A 23,004-nucleotide genomic window follows, 5' to 3' on the forward strand; every position below is an offset into this window, starting at 1 on the left:
GGCTTATAAAACGGTTTTGTGTGTATGACTGCACAGGAAAACCAAAACAAAACTGCTTGTTTTTACGGGCTGCCCAACGCGGCAGCCCGGGGCTATTTTTTGTGTGAAAAATTCCTGCATAAAGGGCAAAGCGTGGTATTTGTGCGCGGAGCCCAAACGCAAGAAGACGCCCTGCACGCCGCGGTAAAAGAATTCGGCCCCCAAAACGTGCTTGCCGTACACTTGCCGGAACAGCATATCGGCCGCATGGCGGCCCTTTATCAGTTATTACAAAACCAACAACCTTTTTTGCTGGATATTCACCCGCAAGACCTGGACGCGGCCTTCCCCTCTGCCCAAGAATTTAAACGGCGTTTGTTTGAAGTGCACCGCGGGGCCACCCTGCGCCGGCAGGATTTGCTGGACGTATTGGAAAACGCCGGCTACCAACGCGAAGATTACGCCGAATCCCCCGGACAATACGCCGTGCGCGGCAGCGTGGTGGACGTGTTTTGTTTGGACCAGCACCTCCCCCTGCGCTTGTATTTTTCCGGCCGAACCGTGCAGTCCATCGCCAGTTTTGACCTAGACACCCAAAACACCCAAGAACAAACGGATAAAGCCGTTATTGTGCCCCTGCGTTTTGAGCGGGAAGAAGATCCATTATCCGCCTATACCGCCGGAGCCGTTTACGCGTTTGAGGAAAACCTTCCCCCGGAAGGCAGCTTCCCTCAAGCCGTTGTTTTATCCACCCTGCCCGCGGCTCACGCTACGGACTGCGGGCTGCAGGCCAATATCCGCTTCGGGGCCAACTGGCCCCTGCTGGAGCGGGAAGCCCAACAGCTAAAAAACCGCAACATACACTTAACCCTATGCTGTTTAAACCGCGGGGAACTGGACCGCCTGGGTGAAATCATGCAGGAATACCCCACCCTATCCAAAACACCTATTAAAATATCCCCCCTTATACAAGGTTTTGTAAACCCGGTCAAGCAGCAGGCTTTTATCACTTCCTGCGAAATTTTAGACCGCCGCTACAATACCTCCGGCGTGTTAAAAAGCTTTACGGTGGAAGGCGCCAAACGGGTGCGCTTTAAAGAATTGGCGCCGGGAGATTATGTAGTACACCAAACCCACGGCATAGGCAAATACCTGGGGCTGGAAATTATGGATAAGGAAGAAAACCCCACAGACTGCCTGATTATTGAATACCGCCGAGGAAGCAAACTGTATGTGCCGATGTATGACTTTAAAAAAGTGCAAAAATACATCAGCGCGGGAGGCAAAATACCCGCCTTGTCCGCCTTGGGCGGAACGGCTTGGCGCGACGTAAAAAAACGCGTAAAAGAAGAAGCGCAAAAAACCGCCAAAGAGATTTTAAAGCTGGAGGCCCTGCGCCAGGCTTCCCCCGCGCCGCTCACCCCGGGGGACCCGCGCATAGAGCAGGAATTTGCGGACTCTTTCCCCTACGACCTTACCCCCGGCCAACAGCAAGCCATAGAGGACGTCCTGCGGGATTTAAATTTATCCCGCCCCATGGACCGTGTTCTAGTGGGGGACGTGGGCTTTGGCAAAACGGAAGTAGCCATGCGCGCCGCCTTGCGGGTGGCCGTATCCGGCAAACAGGTAATGGTATTGGTGCCCACCACCATTTTGGCGGACCAGCACTATAAAACTTTTTCCAAACGCTTGGCGGGTTTCCCGGTTAACGTGCGCATGTTGTGCCGCTTTCAAGCCCCTAAAGAACAGCGGGAAGTGGTACAGGAAATAAAAAGCGGCGTGTGCGACATCATCATCGGCACCCACCGCCTGATGAGCAAAGACATTGTATTTAAAGATTTAGGGTTGGTAATTATTGACGAGGAACACCGCTTTGGCGTAAAACAAAAAGAAAAAATCAAGGCCAAAAGCGCCGGCGTGCATACCTTAATGTTAAGCGCTACGCCCATTCCGCGCACGTTAAACCAATCGCTATCCAGCCTAAGGGACATATCCCTCATAGACACCCCTCCGCGCGGGCGCACCGCCATAAAAACCGTGGTAACCGCCTGGAACAATGAACTGGCCGCCGCCGCTATTACCGAAGAACTTGCCCGCGGCGGGCAAGTATATTATGTGTACAACAGCGTGCAAAGCATGGAAAGCCGCTACCTGTTTCTTAAAAAACTGGTGCCGGAAGCCAAAATCTGCATGGCGCACGGACAAATGGACGAAAAACTGCTGGAACAAACCCTGTGGGACTTTAACCAAGGCAAATACGATATTCTTTTAGCCTCCACCATTATAGAATCCGGCATAGACATTACCAACGCCAACACGTTAATTGTGGAAAATGCACACAACTTCGGCCTAGCCCAGCTGTACCAGCTGCGCGGGCGCATCGGGCGCGGCAGCACTAAAGCCTACTGTTATTTATTCCACCCGGACTGGCTGTTTAAAAAACCCGCCCCGCAGGAAGAAGACAATTTTGCCCAGCTGGCCGCCGTACCTTGGAACCCCAAACCGGAAAAAGACCCCACCGAAGAAGCCAAAAAACGCCTGGCCGCCTTAATGGAATTTGGCGAACTGGGCAGCGGCTTTAAACTGGCGCTTAGGGATATGGAAATACGCGGCGCGGGAGAACTGTTAGGCGTCAAACAGCACGGGTACGTGAACGAAGTGGGGCTTAGTTTGTACTGTGATTTAGTGGCTAACGAAGTAAAAAAATTAAAAGGGGAACCCGTCAAGAGGGAGCTTCGCTCCACCGTTAATCTGCCTTTGCCGGCGTATATCCCGCCGGATTATTTGCCCGACGAAGCCGAACGGCTGAAATATTATAAGGAACTAATGAGCGCGGATGAAACCAAAACCCACCTGCTTCTTACCCGCCTGGCGGATTTATGCGGCCCCGTACCGGCGGAAATAATCAATTTAACCAAGGTGTTTGCTTTGTCGGCCCGCGCGGGGGAATTAAAAATACAGCATATTGACGCCAGCGATGACAAGCTGGAATTTTCTTTCTCACGGGATTTTAGAATGCCGGCGGATTTTCCTTCCCTTCTTTTTAAGCGTTACGGGGCGGCGCATGTAGAATTTTTAAAATCCAATTCGGGAGACGGCATCCGCCTGCGTTTCGCGCCGGGGACGGACTTGGTAAAAGAAGCCCAAAACGCCGTTTGCTTTTTTCAAACGCTCCCCTCCGGCGCGTAAAATGATATAGTATGGGTATGCGCAATATTTTTTTATTTTCTGTTTTATGTGTCTTGTTGGCGGCCGCTTGCAATAAGCCGGCCGAAACCCCCGTTGCCGAAACGCCCGCGGAACCGGAAATCGCCGCTAAAGTGGGGGCCGTTATCATTACGGAAAAAGACCTGGAAGATAAATTGGTTTTCATGTCCCCCGAAGACCGGGACTTTGCAAAAACCTCCATCGGGCGCACCAATTTTATTAACGCCTTGGTGCGGGAAAAACTGGCCGAACTGGCCGCCCTAGACGCTAAGTTGGACGAGTCTGACTCCTATTTAGCCGCGTTGGAAGACAAACGCGCCCAACTCAGAAAAATTTACGACGACTACGCCCAGCAGCTGCTTATCCGCTCTTGGTATGACCAGCTGGAAGAATCCGGCGCAACCGCGGTAACGGAAGAGGAAATAAAAGATTATTTTGACAAATACCCTTATGAAATGACCGTCAAACAAATCATCATTTCCAACGCCCAAACGGCGGACCAAGTACTGCGCGCTTTAAAAGCATCCCCCTCCCGCTGGAAAGAGCTGGAAAGGCAATATTCCATCGCGCCGGAAGCTATACGCGGAAAGGAGTTTTCTTTCATGCCCGGGGAATTTATACCGGAAATTGAAGTCATAGCGGCCAACTCCCCCTCCGGCAGCGTACAGGGATTTATCAAAACTTCCCAAGGATTTCATATAATAATGAAAGTTAAGGAAAAACGGCTTTCTCTTAAAAACGCAAAAGAACGCATAGAGCAGATTTTGCGTTTACAAAAAGAAGACGCCGCTTTAAATGCTTTAAAAAATAAATACGAGGTGTTTGTGTATGAAAAAAACTAACCTAACGGCTTTACTGGCCCTGGTGCTGGCCTTCGGGGTGGGCGCACAGGCCAAAGTGATGGAATCCTCCGTCGCCACGGTGAACGGACAACCGGTACTCAGTTCCGAATATGATTCTTATTTGGAAGGCGTGCTGGAACAATACAAAGTGGCGGCTCCGCAATTTTTAGAACAGCCTTACGCGCAGGACGTACTGGGGCGCGAAGTGCTTAAAGAGCTTATTTCCAAAGAACTCTTATACCAAGCCGCCGATGAAGCCAAAATACAGGTAAAAGACAGCGAGGTAGATGCCGGAATTAACGAAATAAAAGCCCGGTTTATCGTGGATGAAAAAACCGGAAAAGAAGACCCCAAAGGCGCCGATAAACGCTTTAACGAAGCCCTTAAAAATCAGCATATGAGCTTAAAAGCGTATAAAGAAAAAATCAAAAAAGACATCGCCGTGCGCAAACTGATGGAACAACGCATCATCGCCACGGTAAAACCGGTGGAAGAGGCGGACGTAAAAGCCTTGTATGAAGATGTGGAAATCTGCATGAAAGGCAACAGCAAAAAAATGAAAGCGCTGGAGAAAAAAGACCCGGCCCGCTTTAAAGAAGCAACCGCCATCGCCGCCAAATTAAAACAGCTTACGGCGGAACAGGTGCGCATTGGGCATATTTATTTAGCCGTAACCAAGGACATGAAGCCTGAAGAAGCCAAAAAGAAACAAGAACTGGCCGTTAAAATCAAAGAAGAAATTGACGGCGGAAAAGATTTCTCCGAAGCCGTAAAAGAATATACGGAAGACAAAGCCGCCTTGGCCTCCGGCGGGGACATGATTTTAATTAAGGGCATCGCCCCCAAAGAAATTGACAATAAGGCGTTCTCTTTGGCTGTTGGCAAAGTGAGCGACCCCATTAAAACGGATCTGGGCTACCATATTATTAAAATTAAAGAAAAACGCGCCGAAAAAGATTTTGGTTACGATGATATCGCCAAAGATCTGGCCCAATATTTAGCCCAGCAAAAAATTCAAAACGCCATGGGCGATTATATCGGCGAATTGTATGACAAGGCGGACGTAAAAGTAACCATTAGCTTTGAGTCCGACAAACTGATTGAAGAAGCCTTGGCCCAACAGGCCCAAGCCGCCCAAAAAGCGGATAAAAAAGAAGTAAAATCCGAAAAAAAAGCGGACAAAAAAGAAGCTAAAGAAGAGAAAAAAGAAGAAAAAAAATAATTTCCGCCAAGCGGTTAAATTTATAAAATAAAGAGGGAGCAAACGCTTCCTCTTTATTTATTGGGGTTTGCTATGTTACAAAAACCGTTTATCGCCGTAAGCGCGGGTGATCCGCTGGGCATTGGGCCGGAAGTAACCGTAAAAGCGTTGCAAAATCCGGCCGTACGGCAAGCCTGCCGCGTGATTGTAGTGGGGGAGCCGCACTCGTTAGAGGCGGCCGGTTTCACGCCGGATCTGGCGCAGCTTCTTCCCATAGAGCACCCAAACGCCTTCGCCAAAACCAAACCCGCTCCTTGCAAATGGGCGGGGGAAGTGTCTTTTAAAGCCTTGCAAACCGCCTGCAAATTAGTGGCCGCACACACCGCCAAGGCGTTGGTGACGGCCCCCATATCCAAACAAAGCTGGGCGCTGGCGGGCGTCCCGTTTACCGGACATACGGAATTTTTACGCAAACACTACGGCAAAACCGCTTTAATGATGTTTGTAAGCGGAGCGTTAAAATGCGCCCTGGTCAGTGAACATTTTGCCATTAAAGACCTGCATAAAATCATCACCCGCCAACGCATAGAACAAACTTGTTTGGATTTTAACTCCGCACTAAAAAAGCTGGGCGTAAAACACCCTCAAATTGCGCTGGCTTCTTTAAACCCGCACGGCGGGGACAACGGACGCTTTGGCAAAGAAGAAGGGCAAACCATTCTGCCCGCCATGAACTATTTAAAAAAACACGGTTTGCGCGTGCAGGGGCCCTTCCCCGCAGACAGCCTGTGGCTGGCGCATAAACACGGCAATTTTGATGGGCTTTTGTGCATGTATCACGACCAGGCCCTCTTGGGCTTAAAACTGGCCGCCAAAGAACCCATTGTGCACGTGACGGCAGGCCTGCGTTTCTTGCGCGTTTCCCCCACCCACGGCACCGCTTTTGATATTGCCGGCAAAAACCTGGCGGACCCGCAAAGCATGGCCGCCGCCCTGCTGTTTGCCGCCCAACACGCCGGCTAATGTTTTCCGTCAATAACCGCGTTTATTTTGTTACAATGAAGGTATGCCCCGCATATTGCATTTTCCAGCGTTAAATTCCACCAACGCGTACGCTAAAGAGCACGCGCGGGAACTGGAAAACGGCACCGTTGTCTGCGCCGAAGAACAAACCGCCGGGCGGGGCCGGTTTAACCGCAAGTGGTTTTCCGCAAAGGGCGGCTTATATTTTTCCGTTCTTTTAAAAACAGAAAACACCCAATACCTGCCCAACTTAACCCAGCTGATGGCTTTGTGCATTTGCCAAACCGTACGGGAGCTGGGGGTTCCGGCGCAATTAAAATGGCCCAATGACGTGTTGGTAAACGGCAAAAAACTTTCCGGCATATTAAGTGAGGCGGTATTGGAAAACAACCGTTTTTACGCTTTGGTAATAGGCGTGGGGATAAACATCCGGCAGCCGGATTTAGGGCACGTGGGCCAGCCGGCCGTTTCCCTGGGGGAGCTACATATTTCCGTCACCGCGCGGGAATTGTTAAACGCCTTGCTTGCGCGTTTTAACGCCCGCCTGCCCAAAGCGCTGGCTGAAGGGTTTTCTTCTTTCGGGCAGGAATACAAGGCCTTGTTTCCGTACATAGGCCAAACCGTTTGCATTACCGCCGCAGACCGGCAACATACCGGAACCGTGCGGGATATTTCCTCCGCCGGGACTTTGCTGCTTAACACGCCGCAGGGCCCGAAGGAGTTTTCTATAGGAGACATGAACGCATGAACCTTGCAGAAAGTACCTCCTTGATGGACAGCGTAAACTTAACCATTATCGGCATGATGGTGGTGTTTACGTTTCTTTTCATCATGGTACTCGTGATGAAAGTGCTGGGCTGGCTGGTGAAAGTATTGGAAAAATATTTTCCGCAGTCTGCTCCCGCGCCGGCCGCCGTGGCCGCCCGCGCGGATAATTTGGCGATAGCCGCCGCCGTGGCCGCCGCCAAGAGATTTACCGGTAAATGAGAGGAAGCCAAAAAATGAAAAAAATTGATTTTATGCTTACCGCTTTCCGTGACGGGTTTCAATCCGTATACGGGGCGCGTGTGCTGACTAAAGATTTTATGCCCGCGGTGGAAGCTGCGCGCCACGCGGGTATTACGCATATGGAATTTGGCGGCGGGGCCCGCTTCCAGGCGCTGTTCTTCTATTGCAATGAAAACGCTTTTGACATGATGGACACGTTCCGCAAAACCGCCGGGCCGGACGCCAACCTGCAAACCTTGGCCCGCGGCGTAAACGTGGTGGGGTTAGACAGCCAGCCTTCCGACGTTATTAAAGCCCACGCCCAACTGTTTAAAAAACACGGCACCACCACTATCCGCAATTTTGACGCGTTGAACGACATAAACAACCTCATTTACTCCGGCCAGTGCATTCATGACGCGGGCTTAAAGCACGAAGTGTGTGTAACCATGATGTCTTTGGCCCCGGGGTGGGACCCCACCGGCAAAATCCACACGGAAGAATTTTACGAAAAAGTACTGCGCGAAATTTTAAAATCCGGCGTACCTTTTGACTCCGTCTGCTTTAAAGACGCGTCCGGCACCTCCACCCCCAGCACGGTGGGCAAAACCATCGCCATGGCGCGGCGCATCCTGCCGCAAGGCACCAAGATTGTGTTCCATACGCATGAAACGGCGGGCAACTCCATCGCCTGCTGCTTGGAAGCCATTAAAGCGGGGGCGGACTCGCTGGACTTGTCCATGCAGCCCGTTTCCGGCGGAACCTGCCAGCCTGACATCTTAACCATGTGGCACGCTTTGCGCGGCACGGAATACACCCTGGATATTGATTACAAAAAAATCCAAGAAGCGGAAAACGTATTTAAAGACTGCATGAGCAAATACTTCCTGCCGCCGGAAGCCACCGCCGTCAACCCGGAAATTCCTTTCTCCCCCCTGCCCGGCGGTGCGTTAACCGCCAACACGCAAATGATGCGCGACAATGGCACCTTTGACAAATTCCCCGAAGTGGTAGACGCCATGGGCGAATGCGTCAAACTGGGCGGGTTCGGCACGTCCGTCACGCCGGTTTCCCAGTTCTATTTCCAACAGGCGTACAGCAACGTAATGTTTGGCCGCTGGAAAAAAATTACCCCCGGTTACGGCAAAATGGTGCTGGGCTACTTTGGCAAAACCCCGGTGGAACCCGCAGAGGAAGTGGTAAAAGCCGCCAGCCAGCAGCTGGGCTTGGAACCCACCGCCAAAACCCCGCTGGAAATTAACGACGCGGACCCCAAAAAAGGCTTAAAACCCGCCAAAGAAAAACTGGAAGCCGCCGGCCTGCCGGTAACGGACGAAAACGTGTTCATCGTAGCCACCTGCGCCGACAAAGGGTTAATGTATTTGAAAGGCGAATCCAAAATAAACGGCATCCGCTGGGCCAAAGACGCCAAACCCGCCGCCGCGGCGGACGGCGCCAAAACCTGTAAGGTAACCGTAGACGGAACCGCCTATAACGTAAGCTTTGACGGCGACAACGTGGCTGTTGTAAACGGCAAACGTTTTGCCATTTCCGTAGGCGAAGCGGACGCAAACGCCGCCGCACCGGCCCAATCCTCCGGCGCCGCGCAGGAAGTAAAAGCCCCCGTACCGGGCGCCATTTTGCGCTTCAGCGCCAAGGAAGGGGACAGCGTTTCCGAAGGGCAGGAAATACTGGTGATGGAAGCCATGAAAATGGAAACCGCCATCAGCGCGCCCAAAGCCGGGACGGTCAGCTTCCTCGTTAAACAGGGGGACCAAGTGCAAACCGGCCACCCCATTGCGCTGATTAAATAGGGGGCGTTATGGATATTACCGTTGCATTAACCAAAATATTGCATACCACTTCCCTATACGCCATTACCTGGCAGCAGCTGGTAATGATTGGGGTGTGTTTGTTCCTGCTGTGGCTGGGTATTAAAAAACAGTTTGAACCGCTGCTCTTAATCCCCATCGCGTTTGGCGGGCTGTTGTCCAACATTCCGGTGGCGGACATGGCCGGCCCCAACGGGTTTTTGGGCATTGTGTACAACGCCGGCATACAAACGGGTCTTTTCCCGCTGTTTATCTTTATGGCCGTGGGCGCGATGACGGACTTTGGGCCGTTAATCGCCAACCCGAAAATGGCCCTATTGGGCGGCGCGGCCCAGTTTGGTATTTTTGCCACGCTTATCGGCGCCATTGCCATGACCAATATGCACATGGGGGACTTGTCTTTCACCATGAAGCAGGCGGCCTCCATTGGCATTATTGGCGGGGCGGACGGCCCAACGGCCATCTTTTTAACCAGCCGCTTGGCACCGGAACTGCTAGGCGCTATTGCCGTGGCGGCGTATTCATACATGGCGCTGGTGCCGATTATCCAGCCCCCCATTATGAAACTGCTGACTACCGAAGCCGAACGCAAAATTAAAATGGAGCAGCTGCGCCCCGTAACCAAACGGGAAAAAATCCTCTTCCCGCTTACGCTGCTTTTGCTGTGCGCGTTTTTGCTGCCGGACGCGGCGCCCTTAATCGGCGCGCTTACGTTTGGCAACCTGATTAAAGAATCCGGCGTGGCGGAACGCTTATCCAAAACCTTGCAAAACGAGTTTTGCAACATCGTGACCATTTTGCTGGGGTTATCGGTAGGTTCCAAATTGCAGGCCAGCCAATTCTTAACCGCGCAAACGTTGGGTATTTTGGTGCTGGGGGTGGTGGCGTTCTCCATTGCTACGGCTTCCGGCGTGTTAATGGCTAAACTAATGAACCCGTTCAGCAAAACCAAAATCAACCCTCTTATCGGTTCGGCCGGGGTATCTGCCGTGCCCATGGCGGCGCGCGTATCCAACAAATTAGGCTTGGAATACGACAAAAACAACTACCTGCTGATGCACGCCATGGGGCCCAATGTGGCGGGCGTTATCGGCAGTGCGGTGGCGGCGGGGATTTTGCTTTCTCTGCTTGGCAAATAAAGTTTACCAAAACCAAAAACCCCGCTTTTACAAGCGGGGTTTTTTATTTTTATAAAAAGACGAATATTTTTCCGCAAAAACTAAACGCATGTGTAAAAAATTCCCGCCTTTCTTTTTAGGCGGGAACAGCTAAAACAAAATAATAACATCCTTCTTTTATGGCATGGGCGGCACCGATACGTGCGCTCAGGCGGAAACTTTCACCCCGTTTTTGGGGCACAGCCCGCATAGCGCGCAAGCCGTACACACGGGTTTGCGCGCGTTACACACATTGCGCCCGTGCAAAATAAGCGCAATGGCTATCCAGCCCCAATATTCGTACGGAATAAGACGGATTAAGTCTTTCTCCACCTTTACGGGATCCGTCTGTTTGGTAAGCCCTAGGCGCAAAGCCAGCCGCTTTACATGCGTATCCACCACAATGCCTTGCGGGGTTTTAAAATAGTCCCCCAACAGCACATTGGCCGTTTTTCTGGCTACCCCGCGCAAGGACAGCAAATCCTGCATATTTTGGGGAACCTCTCCATTAAAAGCTTCACAAATGCGCTTGGAACTCTCTATTAAGGACAGGGCCTTGCTGTGGTAAAAACCGGCGGAGTGGATGATTTCTTCCACCTCTTTGAGATCCGCCGCCGCCAAAGCCTGCGGAGTGGGATATTTTTTAAATAAGTTTGGGGTAATGGTGTTTACGCGCGCGTCCGTACATTGGGCGGATAAAATGACCGCCATTAACAGCTGCCAGGCGTTTTGGTGGTGAAGCGGAATGACGTGCTCCGGGTAGAGTTTTTTTAATTCCTTAATTAAGGGAATAACCTCTTTTTTACTTTTCTGCGGCATAGGCGTTCCTTATCCGGCTGTATGCGTAAGCGCAGGCCAATATGAATAAATTTACCAAAATAATAGTGGCCCCGGAAGGAATATCAAACAAGAAAGACAAATACACCCCCGCCCATACCGCCGCCAGCGCCAGCCCGGCGGCCCAATACAGCACCTGTTTAAACGTACGCGCCAGCATAAGGGCGGAAACGGGCGGAATGATTAATAAGGCGGAAATAAGAAAAATCCCTACCACCTTAAACGCCAACACCACCGCCGCGGACGTAATTAAGGTAAGCGCCAAATTCACCGCGCGCACGTTAATGCCGCGCGTATGGGCAAACGGCGCATCAAATGAAGCGGAAACCAAATCCCGGTAAAACACAATGACAAAAAACAACAAAATAACCAGCAATACAGCGCACAGAATCACTTCATCCGTGCCCACGGTTAAAATACTGCCAAATAAATAGCCAAACAAATCCGTATTAAACCCGCCGGCCAGGCTGGTAATAAAAATACCCACCGCCAGCCCCGCCGCGCTGATGATGCCGATGGCCGCGTCCCCATAAATGCGGAATTTTTCCGTCAGTTTTAAAATCCCCAAAGAGGACGCCATCACCACCGGAATAGAAACATACACCGGCGAAGCCCCCATTAGCAGCGCCGCCGCCACCCCGGTTAAACACACGTGGCTGAGGCCGTCCCCAATTAAAGAAAGCCGTTTAAGCACCAAAAACACACCCAGCAACGCGCAAATAACCGCCGCCAAAGAGCCCGCCAACAGCCCGCGCTGCACAAAGCCGTAACTTAAAAATTCACTCAGCATGGTCTTTCTCCCCGCAGTGGCAGCCCAAAGGGCAGTGCCCGTTATTATGCAAGTGGTCTATGGTGTGTTGGGCAAAAGCGCCCAGCTTGGCGGCCACTTTTTCCGATTGGCAAAACTCCTGCTTGGTGCCGTAGAAAACCAATTCCTTATCCACGTACATAAATTTAGAAATGTATTTGCCCACTTCGCCCGTGTCATGCGTGATGAGCAAAATGGTTACCCCGTGGCGGGAGTTTAACTCCCCCAGCAAACTAAAAAAATCTTCCCGGCTGCCCGCGTCCAACGCGGCGGAGGGCTCGTCCAAAATCAATAATTCCGGGCGGCTTACCAAGGCGCGCGCCAACAATACGCGCTGCTGCTGGCCGACGGATAAATCGTGAAAAATCCGCTTGGCGTAGCTTAGCGTATTGGTTTTTTCCAACGCGTCATATACTTTTTTTAAATCTCCGCGGGTTACCCGGTTGTGAAAGCGCTCAAACCCAAGCCCCATAAACACCACTTCTTCCACTGAAATAGGAAACCGGCTCTGCGCCACCGGGCTTTTTTGCGCCAGATAGCCTATTTTTTTCCAGTCTTTAAATTGCCCCAAATCCTGCCCGAACAAACGCACCGCGCCTTGGGCTTTTTCCAACCCTAACAGCACTTTTAACAAAGTGGTTTTTCCGCCGCCGTTGGGACCGATGAGTCCCACATAATCCCCCGGCTGAACCTGAAAAGAAATATCATCCAGCACCCAGGCCGTTTCATACCGAAAGCGCACCCCCCTGGCTTCAATTACGGCTGGCATTCAAGCCCCCTTTGCAAACTGGATAAATTACGGCGCATTAAATCGGCATAGGTTACATTGTTTTGCGCGTCTTGCAGGCTTACGTGTTCCACGGTATACAGGGGCAACAACTTGGCGCCCGTTTCTTTAGCCACTACGCCGGCTAAATTTTGGGAGAGGGCCTCTTCCGTAAATACATACGGCACGCCGGAATTTTTAACCAAATCCACCACTTGCGCCAAACGTTTAACGGAATGTTCCCCGTCGTGCGACGTACCCGCCAAGGCGGTCAGTTCCAGCCCGTAGCGGGAGGCCAAATTGCCAAAAGCCAAATGCCCCACATGCACAATGCGCCGCCGGCGGCACTGGGCAAGAGCTAAAGAAAATTCTTGTTCCAGTTCGTCCAGCTGCGTATTAAACGCGGCTAAATTGGAGGCGTACACGTCTTGATGAGCGGGGTCTTTTTCCTGCAAAGCTTGGGCAATGGCCCGGGCAAACGGGCGCATATTGTCAAAATCCATCCAGATATGCGGGTCTTTGGAAGGTTTGGCTGATTGAGCCGCCTCCACCACCACGGCCCCTTCTTTTACGTTTTCCGCGATATCCGTTACCCACGGTTCTATGCGGCCGGATACATAAATAAATACGTCCGCCCCGTGCACGGCAATAATGGCCCCGGGGGTGGGCTCAAAAGAATGGGGCTCCGCATTGGCGGGAAGCAGCATAGACAAATCTATAAGCTCCCCCCCTATCTGTTTGGCTACGGTATAGGGTACGTAGCCGGAGACCACCACTTTTATTTTTCCGTCCGCTCCCGGCCCTTGCGGGCGGGAGCTGTTGGCGGACCAAAACCAAAATACACCGCCAACCAACAATATGAGTAAGATAAAAAAGAGTATTTTCTTCATAAATTTCCTTTATATATATTATACTTTTTTACTCAAGCGCCCTTTTTGGCAAACCCAAGCCAAAACACGCCGCGCGGCATCAACCAACCCCGCCGCGCACAGCACCGCAAACAAAACCAATACGGCAAAACGGCATACCAGCGTTTCCCCAAACAACGCCACGTTGCCCGCGTACCAGCTTTTAGGCAAAGCAAACAACCATACCGGAAGCCATATAATAAGAAACAAAGCAAAACAAAACCAATCCAAAGGGGATTTTTTATCCGCTTCGTCCACTAGCAACACAAACGCCGGGAATAATAAAATAAGAGAGTAAAACCCGCTCATCTGCGGCACCAGCGCCATCAAACACCCCGCCAGCGCCCACGCCCGCCACGTTTTTTTGCTAAACCAAGCGGCCAAAGCCCCCACCCCTAGCACACTATAAGAAACGGCGTGTATCCCCGCCAGGGAAACCGGCTTCCCCAGCCAATACGACACCAGCATAAATGTATTGGGCGCGCTGACCTCATAGCCAAACCCGCCAAAACGCCTAAGGTAATTTAAATGCAGCTGCATATTGCGCCACAAACGGTGGTACACGGCCTCCGGTCCGCCGTACAAAAAAGAAGGCAATAACAGCAAAGCCGCCGTATAAACGCCCAACATCAAAATATCTTTCCAACGTCTTTCCCGCACCAAAATAATGCCCAGCGCCAGCGGATAAATTTTACACGCCCCGGCCGCCGCCAAACAAATAAGCGCCAAGTGGCGCACCCAGGGGAGGGGGCTGTCTTTCCAACGCAAAAAACCTAAGATTAACAGAAGTACGGGGAAAATAAAATTAGCCCGCTCAAACTGAAATAAAAACGGGGCCGAAAACAAAGCCGCCGTTAAAAACAGCGCTCTTTCTTTTTTCTCCCCTTTTTTAATCCCTAATACCAACGCGCAAAACAGATATATCCCCGCTATTTGATACAACGCATATAATCCCGTCCCCTGCCAGCTGGCCCGCAAAGTGGCCGCGCCTCCTTGCCATATCTCCGGGGGGAAACAAAGACCGATTGCGTTATAAAACGCCATAGGCAAGGGCGGATACAAACTGGCCGTGCCGGACAAAGCGGCATAAATAGGATTAAAAAAATCCATGCCCATATCCCACTTATTTCCATAAAACAAACAGTATGGGTTGGCCGTTCCCAGCAGAACCCCCGCACCTGCCGCCAGCACCCCGGTTAATACCACTACGCAAAACAAAAAACTCATGGTATTTTTTTTATAAAACCACATACACACCTATCCTCCGCAGAAGGAAAGTAAAAAATGGGATAGGTATATTTTATAAAACTTACCCCGCTTAACAATTTACTATAATGTTATTTACGGAGGTTTTTATACATGAGTTACTTACTGGCGTTTTGTTTGGCCCTGTGTTGGGGCACGGCCTTTCTGGCTTCTAAAAACATGGTGGAAGCCCTGCCGCCTTATTGGAGCACCTTTTTCCGCGTGGCGGCCGGCTTGGCGTTTTTCCTTGTATTATACGGGGTGCAGCGCAAAAGCTTAAAAATTAATCCGCGCGAGCTGTGGCGCCCGTGGCTTATTGGTTTTTTACTTATTTTATTTCCGTTTGCGGCAATCTCCTGGGGGCAGCGGTTTGTGGCCCCTACCATTGGAGGTATTTTTAACGGTACCGTGCCCATATGGTCTTTCATCGCCGGGGCAATTATCTTAAAAGGGGAAGACCGCTTTACCTGGCGCCGCGCCATCGGGGTAACCATCGGTATGGCGGGGCTGCTAATTATTGTTTGGCCCTCTTTTACTTTAGGCAGTGACAAAATGGCCCTTTACGGCTGTTTTGCGTTTTTATTAATGGCGTGGTCTTACAGTTTAGGAAACGTCATTACCAAGCTGGTCATGGTGGACAATACTTCCGTTACGCTGGAAGCCAACACGTTCCACCAATATTTGTTTTCCGCCGTGGTGCTGGTGATTGTGGCCGCGCTGGCGGAGCCGTTCCCCCCCGCTTCGGCATTTAGTTTAAAAGTGGTGTTGTCCATTTTCAGCGCGGGTATTTTTTCTTCCGCGGTGGCTTTCCTGCTGATGGTGGCCTTAATCAAACGCTGGGGGGCTACCCGCATGGCCTCTGTTACTTATTTCACGCCGGTGGTAGCCATGGCCAGCGATATTATCGCCCGCGGGCGTATTCCTTCCGGCATGGAAATCATCGGGCTTGCAATTATTTTTGTAAGCTTATTTTTAATACAAAAACCGGTAAACGCCAAATAAACCCTTTATGAAAAAAATCTTAAACCTGCAATGCATCAACTGCGGCAAAGAACACAAAACCAGCGAAACGGATTTTGTGTGTACGGCCTGCGGCGGAAATTTGGAAGTGAATTATGACTATAAATTAATTTCCAAACGTTTCAGCATCGGCAAATTAAAAGACAACCGGGAATACAACATGTGGCGCTATATGGACCTGCTTCCTATTGACGACCACGACAAAGTGCCCAATGTGCACGTAGGCTGGACGCCGCTGTACCGCTGCAAAAAATTGGCCAAAGAGCTGCATATTTCTAATTTGTTTATTAAAGACGAGGGACGCAACCCCACCGGTTCCATTAAAGACCGCGGAAGCGCCGTGGTCGTGGCCCGCGCGGTGGAACTAGATAAAGAAATTATCGCCGACGCTTCCACCGGAAACGCCAGCGATTCTCTAGCCTGCCTGACCGCCAGCCTGCCCATGAAGAGCGTTATTTTCGCTCCCACCTCCGTACCGGAACCCAAACTGGTGCAGCTGCTGGTATACGGGGCGGATGTCATAGCGGTGGAAGGTTCTTATGATGACGCCTTTGAGCTGTGCAAACAAACCGTGGAACAATATGGCTGGTATTCCCGCGCGGCGGGGTTTAACCCTTATACGCGCGAAGGCAAAAAAACTTGCGCTTTTGAAATTTGCGAACAGCTGGAATGGGAAGCCCCGGACAAAGTAATTGTGGCCGTGGGGGACGGAACCATTTTATGCGGCTTATGGAAAGGATTTGTGGATTTCGCCAAACTGGGCATTATTGAATCCATGCCGCAAATGATTGCCGTGCAAGCCCAAGGAAGCGCCGCCATTAAAGAAGCGTTTGATGCAAAACGCGAGGTCCGTTCCGTTAAGGCCCATACGGTGGCGGACAGTATTTTGGTAAATTACCCGCGCGACGCGGCGCTGGCTATGCAGGCGCTGGAAGAATCCCACGGGTTTGCCGTTTCGGTAACGGACGAGGAAATCATCACCGCCATACCGGAACTGGCCCGCAAAGCCAATATTTTTGCCGAACCCGCCGGGGCGGCCACTTATGCCGCGCTGAAAAAATTGGTGGCGGAAGGAAAGATAGAACATGATGAATCCGTCTGCCTGATTATAGGCGGCAACGGGTTAAAGGATACGGACTCCGCCTTAAAAGCGGTTCAAACGGCGGATATTATCCCCGCCAATATGAACGCCGTGCGCCAAGAACTGAAAAAGAAAGGGCTTATTTAAGCCCAAAAATTCATTTAAAACCCCGGGTTCGGCCCGGGGTTTTCATTTTACATGTTTTATAAATGATTCTGCCGCCGCTACTCAAACTCACTCAGCGGGCAAACTCCGCTGGCGTCATCACAGGAGGGGCGGGGCTCCTGCGCCTGTTGCTGCGCCGCGCGCCCGCCTTGCATTTGTTTTAACGTTTGGGACTGTGTTTTTTGAAACATAGCCTGCACCTGCAGCAATACAAAAAGCAGTACTCCTCCGGCCGCCAGCACAATAACGGCCCCTATCCAGCCAAATCCTTTTTTATTCATGCTTTTATTGTAACAAAAAAAGATTTTTTGCCCAAGAAATTCCCCTTCTTTAAAACTTTTTTAATTTTCCGCAAAAAAAACCCTATTTTACGCCGAATAAATGCTACAATATAATGGCTGAAGACTATCATGCTTTTTTATTGTTTTATTCTTAAAGGGTGAGGTAATAATATGACACAAAATTTATCGTCCTCCGCGCTGGTGAAACCCGCGGTGAAAGACGCGAAAGCGGAAGCCGATATTCCGGCTTCTTACGGCAAGACTGAAAGCTACCTTTTGCCAAAAGACCCGGCCTGGCTGTTTCTGTTTTGGGAAATTACTGCCGCTACCATTGAATGCATCAAAAGCCAATACAGCGCCGATGTATTAAACGCCGCTAAAACCATTATCCGTTTATACGACGTAACCGGCATCAGCTATTTTGACGGCACCAACGCCGTGCAATTTTATGATATGCCTGTTATTTTTGAAGCCCGCAGCTGGTATATCAACGCGCCGGCAACCGGCCGCAGCTACGTGGCGGATTTGGGCTACCTGACGGCGGACGGCCGCTTTATTTTAGTGGCCCGCAGCAACCAAACCCTGCTGCCCCCGGGCAAAATTTCCGATATCATTGACGACAAGTGGATGATTGTGGAGGGCGACTTCCAAAAATTATTGAAACTTTCCGGGGCGGATTACATCGGCCTGGGCGCCAGCGAGCTGATGCAGGTAATCGGCCAGCGCTGGAAACTGACCCAGCTGCCTTCTTCCGGCACGCCTACGTCTTGGTCTTCCTTTGCTTTGCACTTGGAAAAACCGGAAAAGAAAGAGGACGAAGACATTTGGCTGAAAGCGGATTGCGAAATCATCATTTACGGTTCCGCCTCCAGAAATGCCACCGTGTCCATCAACGGCCAAATTATTGAATTGAAAGAAGGTAAATTCTCTATCCGCCAACACCTGCCCGCCGGCAGCGTGGTGGACTTGCCCATCAAAGCCCAAAACGCCAAAGGGGATAAAGTCCGCCAAATCAACATAAAAGCGCTTCGCGAACAGGGGAAATAACATGGCAGAAGAAAAAGGCTATCTAGCACTTGTATTACACGCGCATTTGCCGTTTATCAAACACCCCGAATACCCGGACTTCTTGGAAGAAGACTGGTTCTATGAAGCCATGGTGGAAACCTACCTGCCGCTTCTGAACGTGTTTGAAAATTTAACCAACGAGGGGACGGATTTCCGTTTAACCATGTCCCTCACGCCGCCTTTGTGCAATATGATGTCGGACCCGCTTTTAATAGACCGCTTCCGCCATTATTTGAACCAACGGGTGGAACTTTCCGGCAAAGAAATAGAGCGCACCCGCGGTACGGAATTTGAAGCCGTAGCCAAGATGTATTATGATAAATTCCGCCGCTACCAAGACTTGTTTGAAAACCGCTACCACGGGCGGATTTTGGAAGGATTTAAGAAATTCCAAGATATGGGCAAACTGGAAATTATCACCTGCTGCGCCACCCACGGCTATTTGCCGCTAATGGTACACAAAGAAAGCGTAAACGCCCAAATCAAAATCGCCGCCAACGATTACCGCAGCCGCTTTGGCCGCAGCCCGCGCGGCATTTGGCTGGCGGAATGCGCCTACAACCCGGGGGACGATAAGTTCCTGCGTGATGAAGGCATCCGCTTCTTCTTTACCGAGTCCCACGGCATTTTACACGGCACTCCCCGCCCCAAATACGGTATTTACGCCCCCGTGTACTGCCCGCAAACGGGCGTAGCCGCCTTTGCGCGCGATATGGAATCCGCCCAGCAGGTATGGAGCGCAGAATCCGGCTATCCCGGTGATGCCAGATACCGTGAATTTTACCGCGATTTAGGGTATGACTTGGATTACGATTACATCAAACCTTACCTGCACAGCGACGGCGTACGCCGCAATATCGCCATGAAATACTATAAAATTACCGGCAAAGTGCCCTTGAACCAAAAACAGGCCTACAACCCGCAGGAAGCGCGCGAAGTGGCCGCCGTACACGCCGGCAATTTTATGTTTAACCGCCAGAAACAAATTGAATATTTAAGCACCTTGCTGGACCGCAAACCGCTGGTTGTTTCTATGTACGACGCCGAGCTGTACGGCCACTGGTGGTATGAAGGGATAGACTTCTTGGAATATCTCTTTAAAAAGATTTATTACGACCAGACGGATATTAAGCTGATTACTCCCAGCGAGTACTTGGCAAAATATCCCGTCAACCAAACGGTGCAGCCTTCCATGTCCTCCTGGGGGGATAAAGGCTATCACGACGTGTGGCTTAACAGCGGAAACGACTGGATTTACCGCCATTTAATCAAAGCGGCCGAACGCATGATGGAAATGGCCAACCAGTTCCCCAATGCGGACGGGCTGCTGCGCCGGGCGCTCAACCAGCTGGCAAGAGAATTACTGTTAATGCAGTCTTCCGACTGGGCCTTCCTGATGACTACCGGTACCGCTAAGGAATATTCCACCAAGCGCACCAAAGACCACATACAGCGCTTTAATGAGCTGTATGAGCAAATCAAAGGCAACCGCATTAACGAAGCCTATGTGTATGAGCTGGAACAGAAAGACTCTATTTTCCAACAAATAGACTATAACCACTACTCCAGCGCTTCTAAAGAAGCGGTGTTAAAAAAATATCAATAACAAGCCTTATGTAAAAAACCCCGGCGATAAGCCGGGGTTTTTTAATTGCTCCGCGTTTTAAAATAAACCCTCAAATAAGCCCAAGCCCCAAGGCAAGAAGTTAAAAAATTTTTACCTGTATTTTCCAATAACACACAACAGGCTACACCCGCCAAAGCCGCCGCGGGTTTTTGTTGCCCAAGAAGAGCCTCCTGGGGAAAGCAGACAAGACCTCTTTTGCTTATCTTTAAAAACAAACCCGTCCATGCGCCTGTATTTTTAACAATTTATCTGAAAAATTAGGCCCAAAGGCCCAACGGGACTTAGGTCTAAAGACACTGGTTAGGGATTTATAGGTTTACTACACTAAAATTATGAAGAAAATTACTTTATGTTTAACCTTTATTTTAAGTGCATGTTGCGCTTTTTGTGCCACCGGCCCAGGCGGAGGGAAGAAAGCGCTTCGCCGTTTAGTAAAGGAGGCTTCTTCCTCCTCTTCCAAAACTGCCGCTAACGCCGAGAAAATCCTGTCAAACCTGAACCGGGGAACTCAGGGCCTGTATTCCACCAGCACTTACCGCCACTTGGGGCAAAAGCTGGAAGTGGTTATGTCCGCCTCTCCTTTTAAAAAATTGTTAAACCGTCACCAGGCTTACCAACATGAAATTAACGCCATGACGGAAATACTCCCCCGCGTGATGGCCTTACAGGCAGACCCGAAACCCTCCGAGGTGGCTTGGGCAGAATTGTTAATCAAAGACCAAGTAATTAACCAAACCTTATCCAGAACGTTGCTTAAACTTTTGGAAAATGAAGAGTATGCCCAATTGTCCAAAGAAATTTCAGATTACTACGCCATTCCGCTTGACCGGGATCTGGAAAGCTTGTCTAAACAAGATTTGCGTGAATTTGTGGTAAACAGCGCGTTAAATTACGCAATCAGCCACCCGCATAAACCCAATTTGCCGCTGCGCGAATTGTTGAAATCTTGGAAAGTATCCCAACGCACGAAAGAACATCTGCGCAGATTTTTAGCTATACCGGAACTTTTATACAATAATCCGGAAGAATTCAAAAAATTTACCCGAGACGCATATAACCAACATCAAAAAGGCATGCAGCAATCTATTAACGCCCCAGAAGTGCAGGCTACTATCAGCGCCTATAATTTAACCTTAGAAGACCTGCGCGCGTTTGTGGCTAAAAACCACCGCCAGCCTATGTGGAACGCCCCCATTAAAGAACGGCGTTTATACAACACCCTGCAGCTTATTTTAACGCGCAATGTTACCAATACCTTTTTGGAAACAGAAACCATTAAACGCCAATTACGTGATTTACTGGCAAAATATCCTAACCGCCCTTACTATGATTTTTTAGAAGACTTTAAAGCCTTCCGCGAAAAACACCAAAGGCTGCCGCAATCCGTGCAGGAGCGCCCGTCCGCCAGCCTGCACGAACGCATCTTGTATGATGAAATGATACGTTATATGGTAGACGGCAAACTCACCTTACCCCTGAAATAATAAGCCCCGTTAAACACAGTTTCCAAACGTAGCCATTGCAAAAAACAGGCCGCTTAAAAGCGGCCTGTTTTGCTATAAAATACGGAACAAATTATTTGTATTCCAACTTTATCAATTTATATTTTTTGGGCCCGCGGGGAAGGATGGCCTCAAACTCTTCCCCTTCTTTTTTGCCCAGAACACCACTGGCTAACGGGGATTTTACAGACAATAACCCTTTATCCGGGTTGGACTCCATAGACCCCACCAGCGTATAGGTAAACTCAATATCTGCGGCTAAATCTTTAATGGTAACAGTGGCGCCAATGCGGGCTTCGCTGCGGTCTACCGCCAAATCATCGGTAATTTCTGCGTTGCGAAGCTTCATTTCCAAATCATCAATGCGGCGCAAGGTTTCCGCTTGTTTTTCTTTGGCGGCGTGATACTCCGCATTTTCTTTTAAGTCCCCCTGGGCGGCAGCCGCGCCGATTTCTTCAGACAGCTGGGCCTTTATTTCCTTTAACGCTTTTACTTCTTTTACTAAATCTTCATACTTTTTGCGGCTAACGTAAAACTTTTCCATAAAACACTCCTGTTACACTAAAGTTTACAATTTATACCCACTCTTTTCAACCGCGCCTAAAGGCCAAAATTTATTATAATCGGTAATATGAAAAACCTCTTTCCGGCTTTTTTGCTGTTTTGCTTTTTAACACCTTCATTGGAGGCAAAAACCCATGTGGAAATTGCCGATGAAAACGCCAAAACCGTGGTAGCGGTTAACGTGGCCAAAAACGACGGCACCACCTTTACCGGGACAGGGTTTGTCGTCCATCCGGACGGGATAATAGCCACCAGCCGCCATGTGGCGGACAACGCCCTGTACATAAATGTAACTTTTAACACGGGAGCCGTGTCCGGAGAGGCAAAACGGATTGCCCAGTCCCAAGAAGTGGATTTAGCCTTACTTAAAATACAGGCGGCCAACCTGCCCGCCGCCGTTATTGGCGATTCAGACACCGTGCTGCCGGGGCAGGTGATTACCGTAATCGGCAACCCAAGACGTTTGCAAAATACCGTTTCCTCCGGTCTGATCAGTCAGGTGCGCCAAAAATCAAACGGCATCCTGTGGCACCAAATAAGCGCCCCCATTTCCCCCAGTTCCAGCGGAAGCCCTGTTTTTAATAGGGAGGGAACCGTCATATCCGTGGTCTTTGGCAGCTATAAAGGGGAAGGAAACCAAAACTTAAATTTCGCCGTTCCTTCTAATTACCTAATCCAACTCATGGAGCAAGCAGGATATCCCCCTCTGCGCAGTCTCCAACAGCCGGCCCAGCCCCAGCCCAACGCTTTTGTAAAGCATATTCAAAAATCCTGGCAAATACTAAAACGCCTGTTAAAAATGGAGTAAGACCCTTGAAAAATGCTCTTTAAACGGGTAGACTATGAATAACCTTTTGCGGGGGCGTTCTTTACGCGGCCCGGAAAAAGGAAGATTTTTATTTAT

At 50.2% G+C, this 23,004-nt stretch carries 21 protein-coding genes; 14 read left to right on the forward strand and 7 right to left on the reverse strand.

Annotated features, from left to right (window positions below; all coding sequences use genetic code 11):
* Positions 1-24 precede the first annotated feature (24 nt).
* The 8 genes from ACQY33_RS04015 (at position 25) to ACQY33_RS04050 (ending at position 10,210) form a co-directional block, all read left to right on the forward strand.
* Complete coding sequence (locus ACQY33_RS04015) at positions 25-3,168, forward strand: DEAD/DEAH box helicase (protein WP_428074176.1); 3,144 nt, start codon at positions 25-27, stop codon at positions 3,166-3,168.
* Between the two features lie 17 nt (positions 3,169-3,185).
* Positions 3,186-4,028, forward strand: coding sequence for a peptidylprolyl isomerase (locus ACQY33_RS04020; protein WP_428074178.1), 843 nt, complete (start codon positions 3,186-3,188; stop codon positions 4,026-4,028).
* Positions 4,015-5,250 (forward strand): peptidylprolyl isomerase, encoded by a 1,236-nt coding sequence (locus tag ACQY33_RS04025; protein ID WP_428074180.1) that lies wholly within the window; start codon positions 4,015-4,017, stop codon positions 5,248-5,250. The genes ACQY33_RS04020 and ACQY33_RS04025 overlap by 14 nt, the downstream gene beginning before the upstream one ends.
* A gap of 72 nt (positions 5,251-5,322) precedes the next feature.
* Positions 5,323-6,252 (forward strand): 4-hydroxythreonine-4-phosphate dehydrogenase PdxA, encoded by a 930-nt coding sequence (gene pdxA, locus ACQY33_RS04030; protein WP_428074182.1) that lies wholly within the window; start codon positions 5,323-5,325, stop codon positions 6,250-6,252.
* A gap of 43 nt (positions 6,253-6,295) precedes the next feature.
* Positions 6,296-7,000, forward strand: coding sequence for a biotin--[acetyl-CoA-carboxylase] ligase (locus ACQY33_RS04035; RefSeq protein WP_428074184.1), 705 nt, complete (start codon positions 6,296-6,298; stop codon positions 6,998-7,000).
* Positions 6,997-7,239 (forward strand): OadG family transporter subunit, encoded by a 243-nt coding sequence (locus ACQY33_RS04040; RefSeq protein ID WP_428074186.1) that lies wholly within the window; start codon positions 6,997-6,999, stop codon positions 7,237-7,239. Before ACQY33_RS04035 ends, ACQY33_RS04040 begins: the two co-directional genes overlap by 4 nt.
* Positions 7,240-7,253: 14 nt before the next feature.
* Complete coding sequence (locus ACQY33_RS04045; protein ID WP_428074188.1) at positions 7,254-9,053, forward strand: biotin/lipoyl-containing protein; 1,800 nt, start codon at positions 7,254-7,256, stop codon at positions 9,051-9,053.
* A gap of 8 nt (positions 9,054-9,061) precedes the next feature.
* Positions 9,062-10,210: a sodium ion-translocating decarboxylase subunit beta gene (locus ACQY33_RS04050; protein WP_428074190.1), complete on the forward strand. Its 1,149-nt coding sequence runs from the start codon at positions 9,062-9,064 to the stop codon at positions 10,208-10,210.
* A 186-nt stretch (positions 10,211-10,396) separates the two neighbouring features.
* Here ACQY33_RS04050 and nth read toward each other — a convergent pair whose 3' ends face one another.
* The 5 genes from nth to ACQY33_RS04075 are packed head-to-tail and all read right to left on the reverse strand — an operon-like array spanning position 10,397 to position 14,774.
* A complete protein-coding gene (nth, locus tag ACQY33_RS04055; RefSeq protein ID WP_428074192.1) occupies positions 10,397-11,047 on the reverse strand; it encodes an endonuclease III in 651 nt (216 codons plus the stop codon).
* A complete protein-coding gene (locus ACQY33_RS04060; protein ID WP_428074194.1) occupies positions 11,031-11,855 on the reverse strand; it encodes a metal ABC transporter permease in 825 nt (274 codons plus the stop codon). Before ACQY33_RS04060 ends, nth begins: the two co-directional genes overlap by 17 nt.
* Complete coding sequence (locus ACQY33_RS04065; RefSeq protein WP_428074196.1) at positions 11,845-12,642, reverse strand: metal ABC transporter ATP-binding protein; 798 nt, start codon at positions 12,640-12,642, stop codon at positions 11,845-11,847. Before ACQY33_RS04065 ends, ACQY33_RS04060 begins: the two co-directional genes overlap by 11 nt.
* A complete protein-coding gene (locus ACQY33_RS04070; protein ID WP_428074198.1) occupies positions 12,630-13,529 on the reverse strand; it encodes a metal ABC transporter solute-binding protein, Zn/Mn family in 900 nt (299 codons plus the stop codon). Before ACQY33_RS04070 ends, ACQY33_RS04065 begins: the two co-directional genes overlap by 13 nt.
* 18 nt (positions 13,530-13,547) lie before the next feature.
* On the reverse strand, positions 13,548-14,774 hold the full coding sequence (locus ACQY33_RS04075) for a glycosyltransferase 87 family protein (RefSeq protein WP_428074200.1): 1,227 nt from the start codon (positions 14,772-14,774) through the stop codon (positions 13,548-13,550).
* A 132-nt stretch (positions 14,775-14,906) separates the two neighbouring features.
* Here ACQY33_RS04075 and ACQY33_RS04080 point away from each other — a divergent pair, with 132 nt between their 5' ends.
* Complete coding sequence (locus tag ACQY33_RS04080; protein WP_428074202.1) at positions 14,907-15,794, forward strand: DMT family transporter; 888 nt, start codon at positions 14,907-14,909, stop codon at positions 15,792-15,794.
* 7 nt (positions 15,795-15,801) lie between these two features.
* On the forward strand, positions 15,802-17,040 hold the full coding sequence (locus ACQY33_RS04085) for a threonine synthase (protein WP_428074204.1): 1,239 nt from the start codon (positions 15,802-15,804) through the stop codon (positions 17,038-17,040).
* A gap of 77 nt (positions 17,041-17,117) precedes the next feature.
* Here ACQY33_RS04085 and ACQY33_RS04090 read toward each other — a convergent pair whose 3' ends face one another.
* Positions 17,118-17,339 (reverse strand): hypothetical protein, encoded by a 222-nt coding sequence (locus ACQY33_RS04090; RefSeq protein WP_428074206.1) that lies wholly within the window; start codon positions 17,337-17,339, stop codon positions 17,118-17,120.
* Between the two features lie 171 nt (positions 17,340-17,510).
* On the opposite strand from ACQY33_RS04090, the gene ACQY33_RS04095 reads away from it, so the two are divergent.
* The 3 genes from ACQY33_RS04095 (at position 17,511) to ACQY33_RS04105 (ending at position 21,518) form a co-directional block, all read left to right on the forward strand.
* The gene (locus ACQY33_RS04095) at positions 17,511-18,386 is read left to right on the forward strand and encodes a DUF4912 domain-containing protein (protein WP_428074208.1); all 876 of its coding nucleotides are present in this window, start codon (positions 17,511-17,513) and stop codon (positions 18,384-18,386) included.
* A gap of 1 nt (position 18,387) precedes the next feature.
* Positions 18,388-20,013, forward strand: coding sequence for a glycoside hydrolase family 57 protein (locus tag ACQY33_RS04100; RefSeq protein WP_428074210.1), 1,626 nt, complete (start codon positions 18,388-18,390; stop codon positions 20,011-20,013).
* 353 nt (positions 20,014-20,366) lie between these two features.
* Positions 20,367-21,518, forward strand: a complete 1,152-nt coding sequence (locus ACQY33_RS04105) for a hypothetical protein (protein ID WP_428074212.1) — start codon at positions 20,367-20,369, stop codon at positions 21,516-21,518.
* Positions 21,519-21,609: 91 nt separating this feature from the next.
* On the opposite strand, the gene ACQY33_RS04110 is transcribed toward ACQY33_RS04105, so the two are convergent.
* A complete protein-coding gene (locus ACQY33_RS04110; RefSeq protein WP_428074214.1) occupies positions 21,610-22,080 on the reverse strand; it encodes a GreA/GreB family elongation factor in 471 nt (156 codons plus the stop codon).
* 87 nt (positions 22,081-22,167) lie between these two features.
* On the opposite strand from ACQY33_RS04110, the gene ACQY33_RS04115 reads away from it, so the two are divergent.
* Positions 22,168-22,908 carry a S1C family serine protease gene (locus tag ACQY33_RS04115; protein ID WP_428074216.1) on the forward strand — a complete coding sequence of 247 codons (741 nt, stop codon included), beginning with the start codon at positions 22,168-22,170 and terminating at the stop codon, positions 22,906-22,908.
* The last annotated feature ends 96 nt before the right edge of the window (positions 22,909-23,004 follow it).

It is taken from the genome of Candidatus Avelusimicrobium aviculae (genome assembly GCF_949292495.1).
In the GTDB taxonomy this organism is placed as follows: domain Bacteria; phylum Elusimicrobiota; class Elusimicrobia; order Elusimicrobiales; family Elusimicrobiaceae; genus Avelusimicrobium; species Avelusimicrobium aviculae.

Coding starts and splice junctions, on each gene's coding strand:
- ACQY33_RS04015 (WP_428074176.1), top strand. CDS start 25: ATGACTGCACAGGAAAACCAAAACAAAACTGCTTGTTTTTACGGGCTG.
- ACQY33_RS04020 (WP_428074178.1), top strand. CDS start 3,186: ATGCGCAATATTTTTTTATTTTCTGTTTTATGTGTCTTGTTGGCGGCC.
- ACQY33_RS04025 (WP_428074180.1), top strand. CDS start 4,015: ATGAAAAAAACTAACCTAACGGCTTTACTGGCCCTGGTGCTGGCCTTC.
- pdxA (WP_428074182.1), top strand. CDS start 5,323: ATGTTACAAAAACCGTTTATCGCCGTAAGCGCGGGTGATCCGCTGGGC.
- ACQY33_RS04035 (WP_428074184.1), top strand. CDS start 6,296: ATGCCCCGCATATTGCATTTTCCAGCGTTAAATTCCACCAACGCGTAC.
- ACQY33_RS04040 (WP_428074186.1), top strand. CDS start 6,997: ATGAACCTTGCAGAAAGTACCTCCTTGATGGACAGCGTAAACTTAACC.
- ACQY33_RS04045 (WP_428074188.1), top strand. CDS start 7,254: ATGAAAAAAATTGATTTTATGCTTACCGCTTTCCGTGACGGGTTTCAA.
- ACQY33_RS04050 (WP_428074190.1), top strand. CDS start 9,062: ATGGATATTACCGTTGCATTAACCAAAATATTGCATACCACTTCCCTA.
- nth (WP_428074192.1), bottom strand. CDS start 11,047: ATGCCGCAGAAAAGTAAAAAAGAGGTTATTCCCTTAATTAAGGAATTA.
- ACQY33_RS04060 (WP_428074194.1), bottom strand. CDS start 11,855: ATGCTGAGTGAATTTTTAAGTTACGGCTTTGTGCAGCGCGGGCTGTTG.
- ACQY33_RS04065 (WP_428074196.1), bottom strand. CDS start 12,642: ATGCCAGCCGTAATTGAAGCCAGGGGGGTGCGCTTTCGGTATGAAACG.
- ACQY33_RS04070 (WP_428074198.1), bottom strand. CDS start 13,529: ATGAAGAAAATACTCTTTTTTATCTTACTCATATTGTTGGTTGGCGGT.
- ACQY33_RS04075 (WP_428074200.1), bottom strand. CDS start 14,774: ATGAGTTTTTTGTTTTGCGTAGTGGTATTAACCGGGGTGCTGGCGGCA.
- ACQY33_RS04080 (WP_428074202.1), top strand. CDS start 14,907: ATGAGTTACTTACTGGCGTTTTGTTTGGCCCTGTGTTGGGGCACGGCC.
- ACQY33_RS04085 (WP_428074204.1), top strand. CDS start 15,802: ATGAAAAAAATCTTAAACCTGCAATGCATCAACTGCGGCAAAGAACAC.
- ACQY33_RS04090 (WP_428074206.1), bottom strand. CDS start 17,339: ATGAATAAAAAAGGATTTGGCTGGATAGGGGCCGTTATTGTGCTGGCG.
- ACQY33_RS04095 (WP_428074208.1), top strand. CDS start 17,511: ATGACACAAAATTTATCGTCCTCCGCGCTGGTGAAACCCGCGGTGAAA.
- ACQY33_RS04100 (WP_428074210.1), top strand. CDS start 18,388: ATGGCAGAAGAAAAAGGCTATCTAGCACTTGTATTACACGCGCATTTG.
- ACQY33_RS04105 (WP_428074212.1), top strand. CDS start 20,367: ATGAAGAAAATTACTTTATGTTTAACCTTTATTTTAAGTGCATGTTGC.
- ACQY33_RS04110 (WP_428074214.1), bottom strand. CDS start 22,080: ATGGAAAAGTTTTACGTTAGCCGCAAAAAGTATGAAGATTTAGTAAAA.
- ACQY33_RS04115 (WP_428074216.1), top strand. CDS start 22,168: ATGAAAAACCTCTTTCCGGCTTTTTTGCTGTTTTGCTTTTTAACACCT.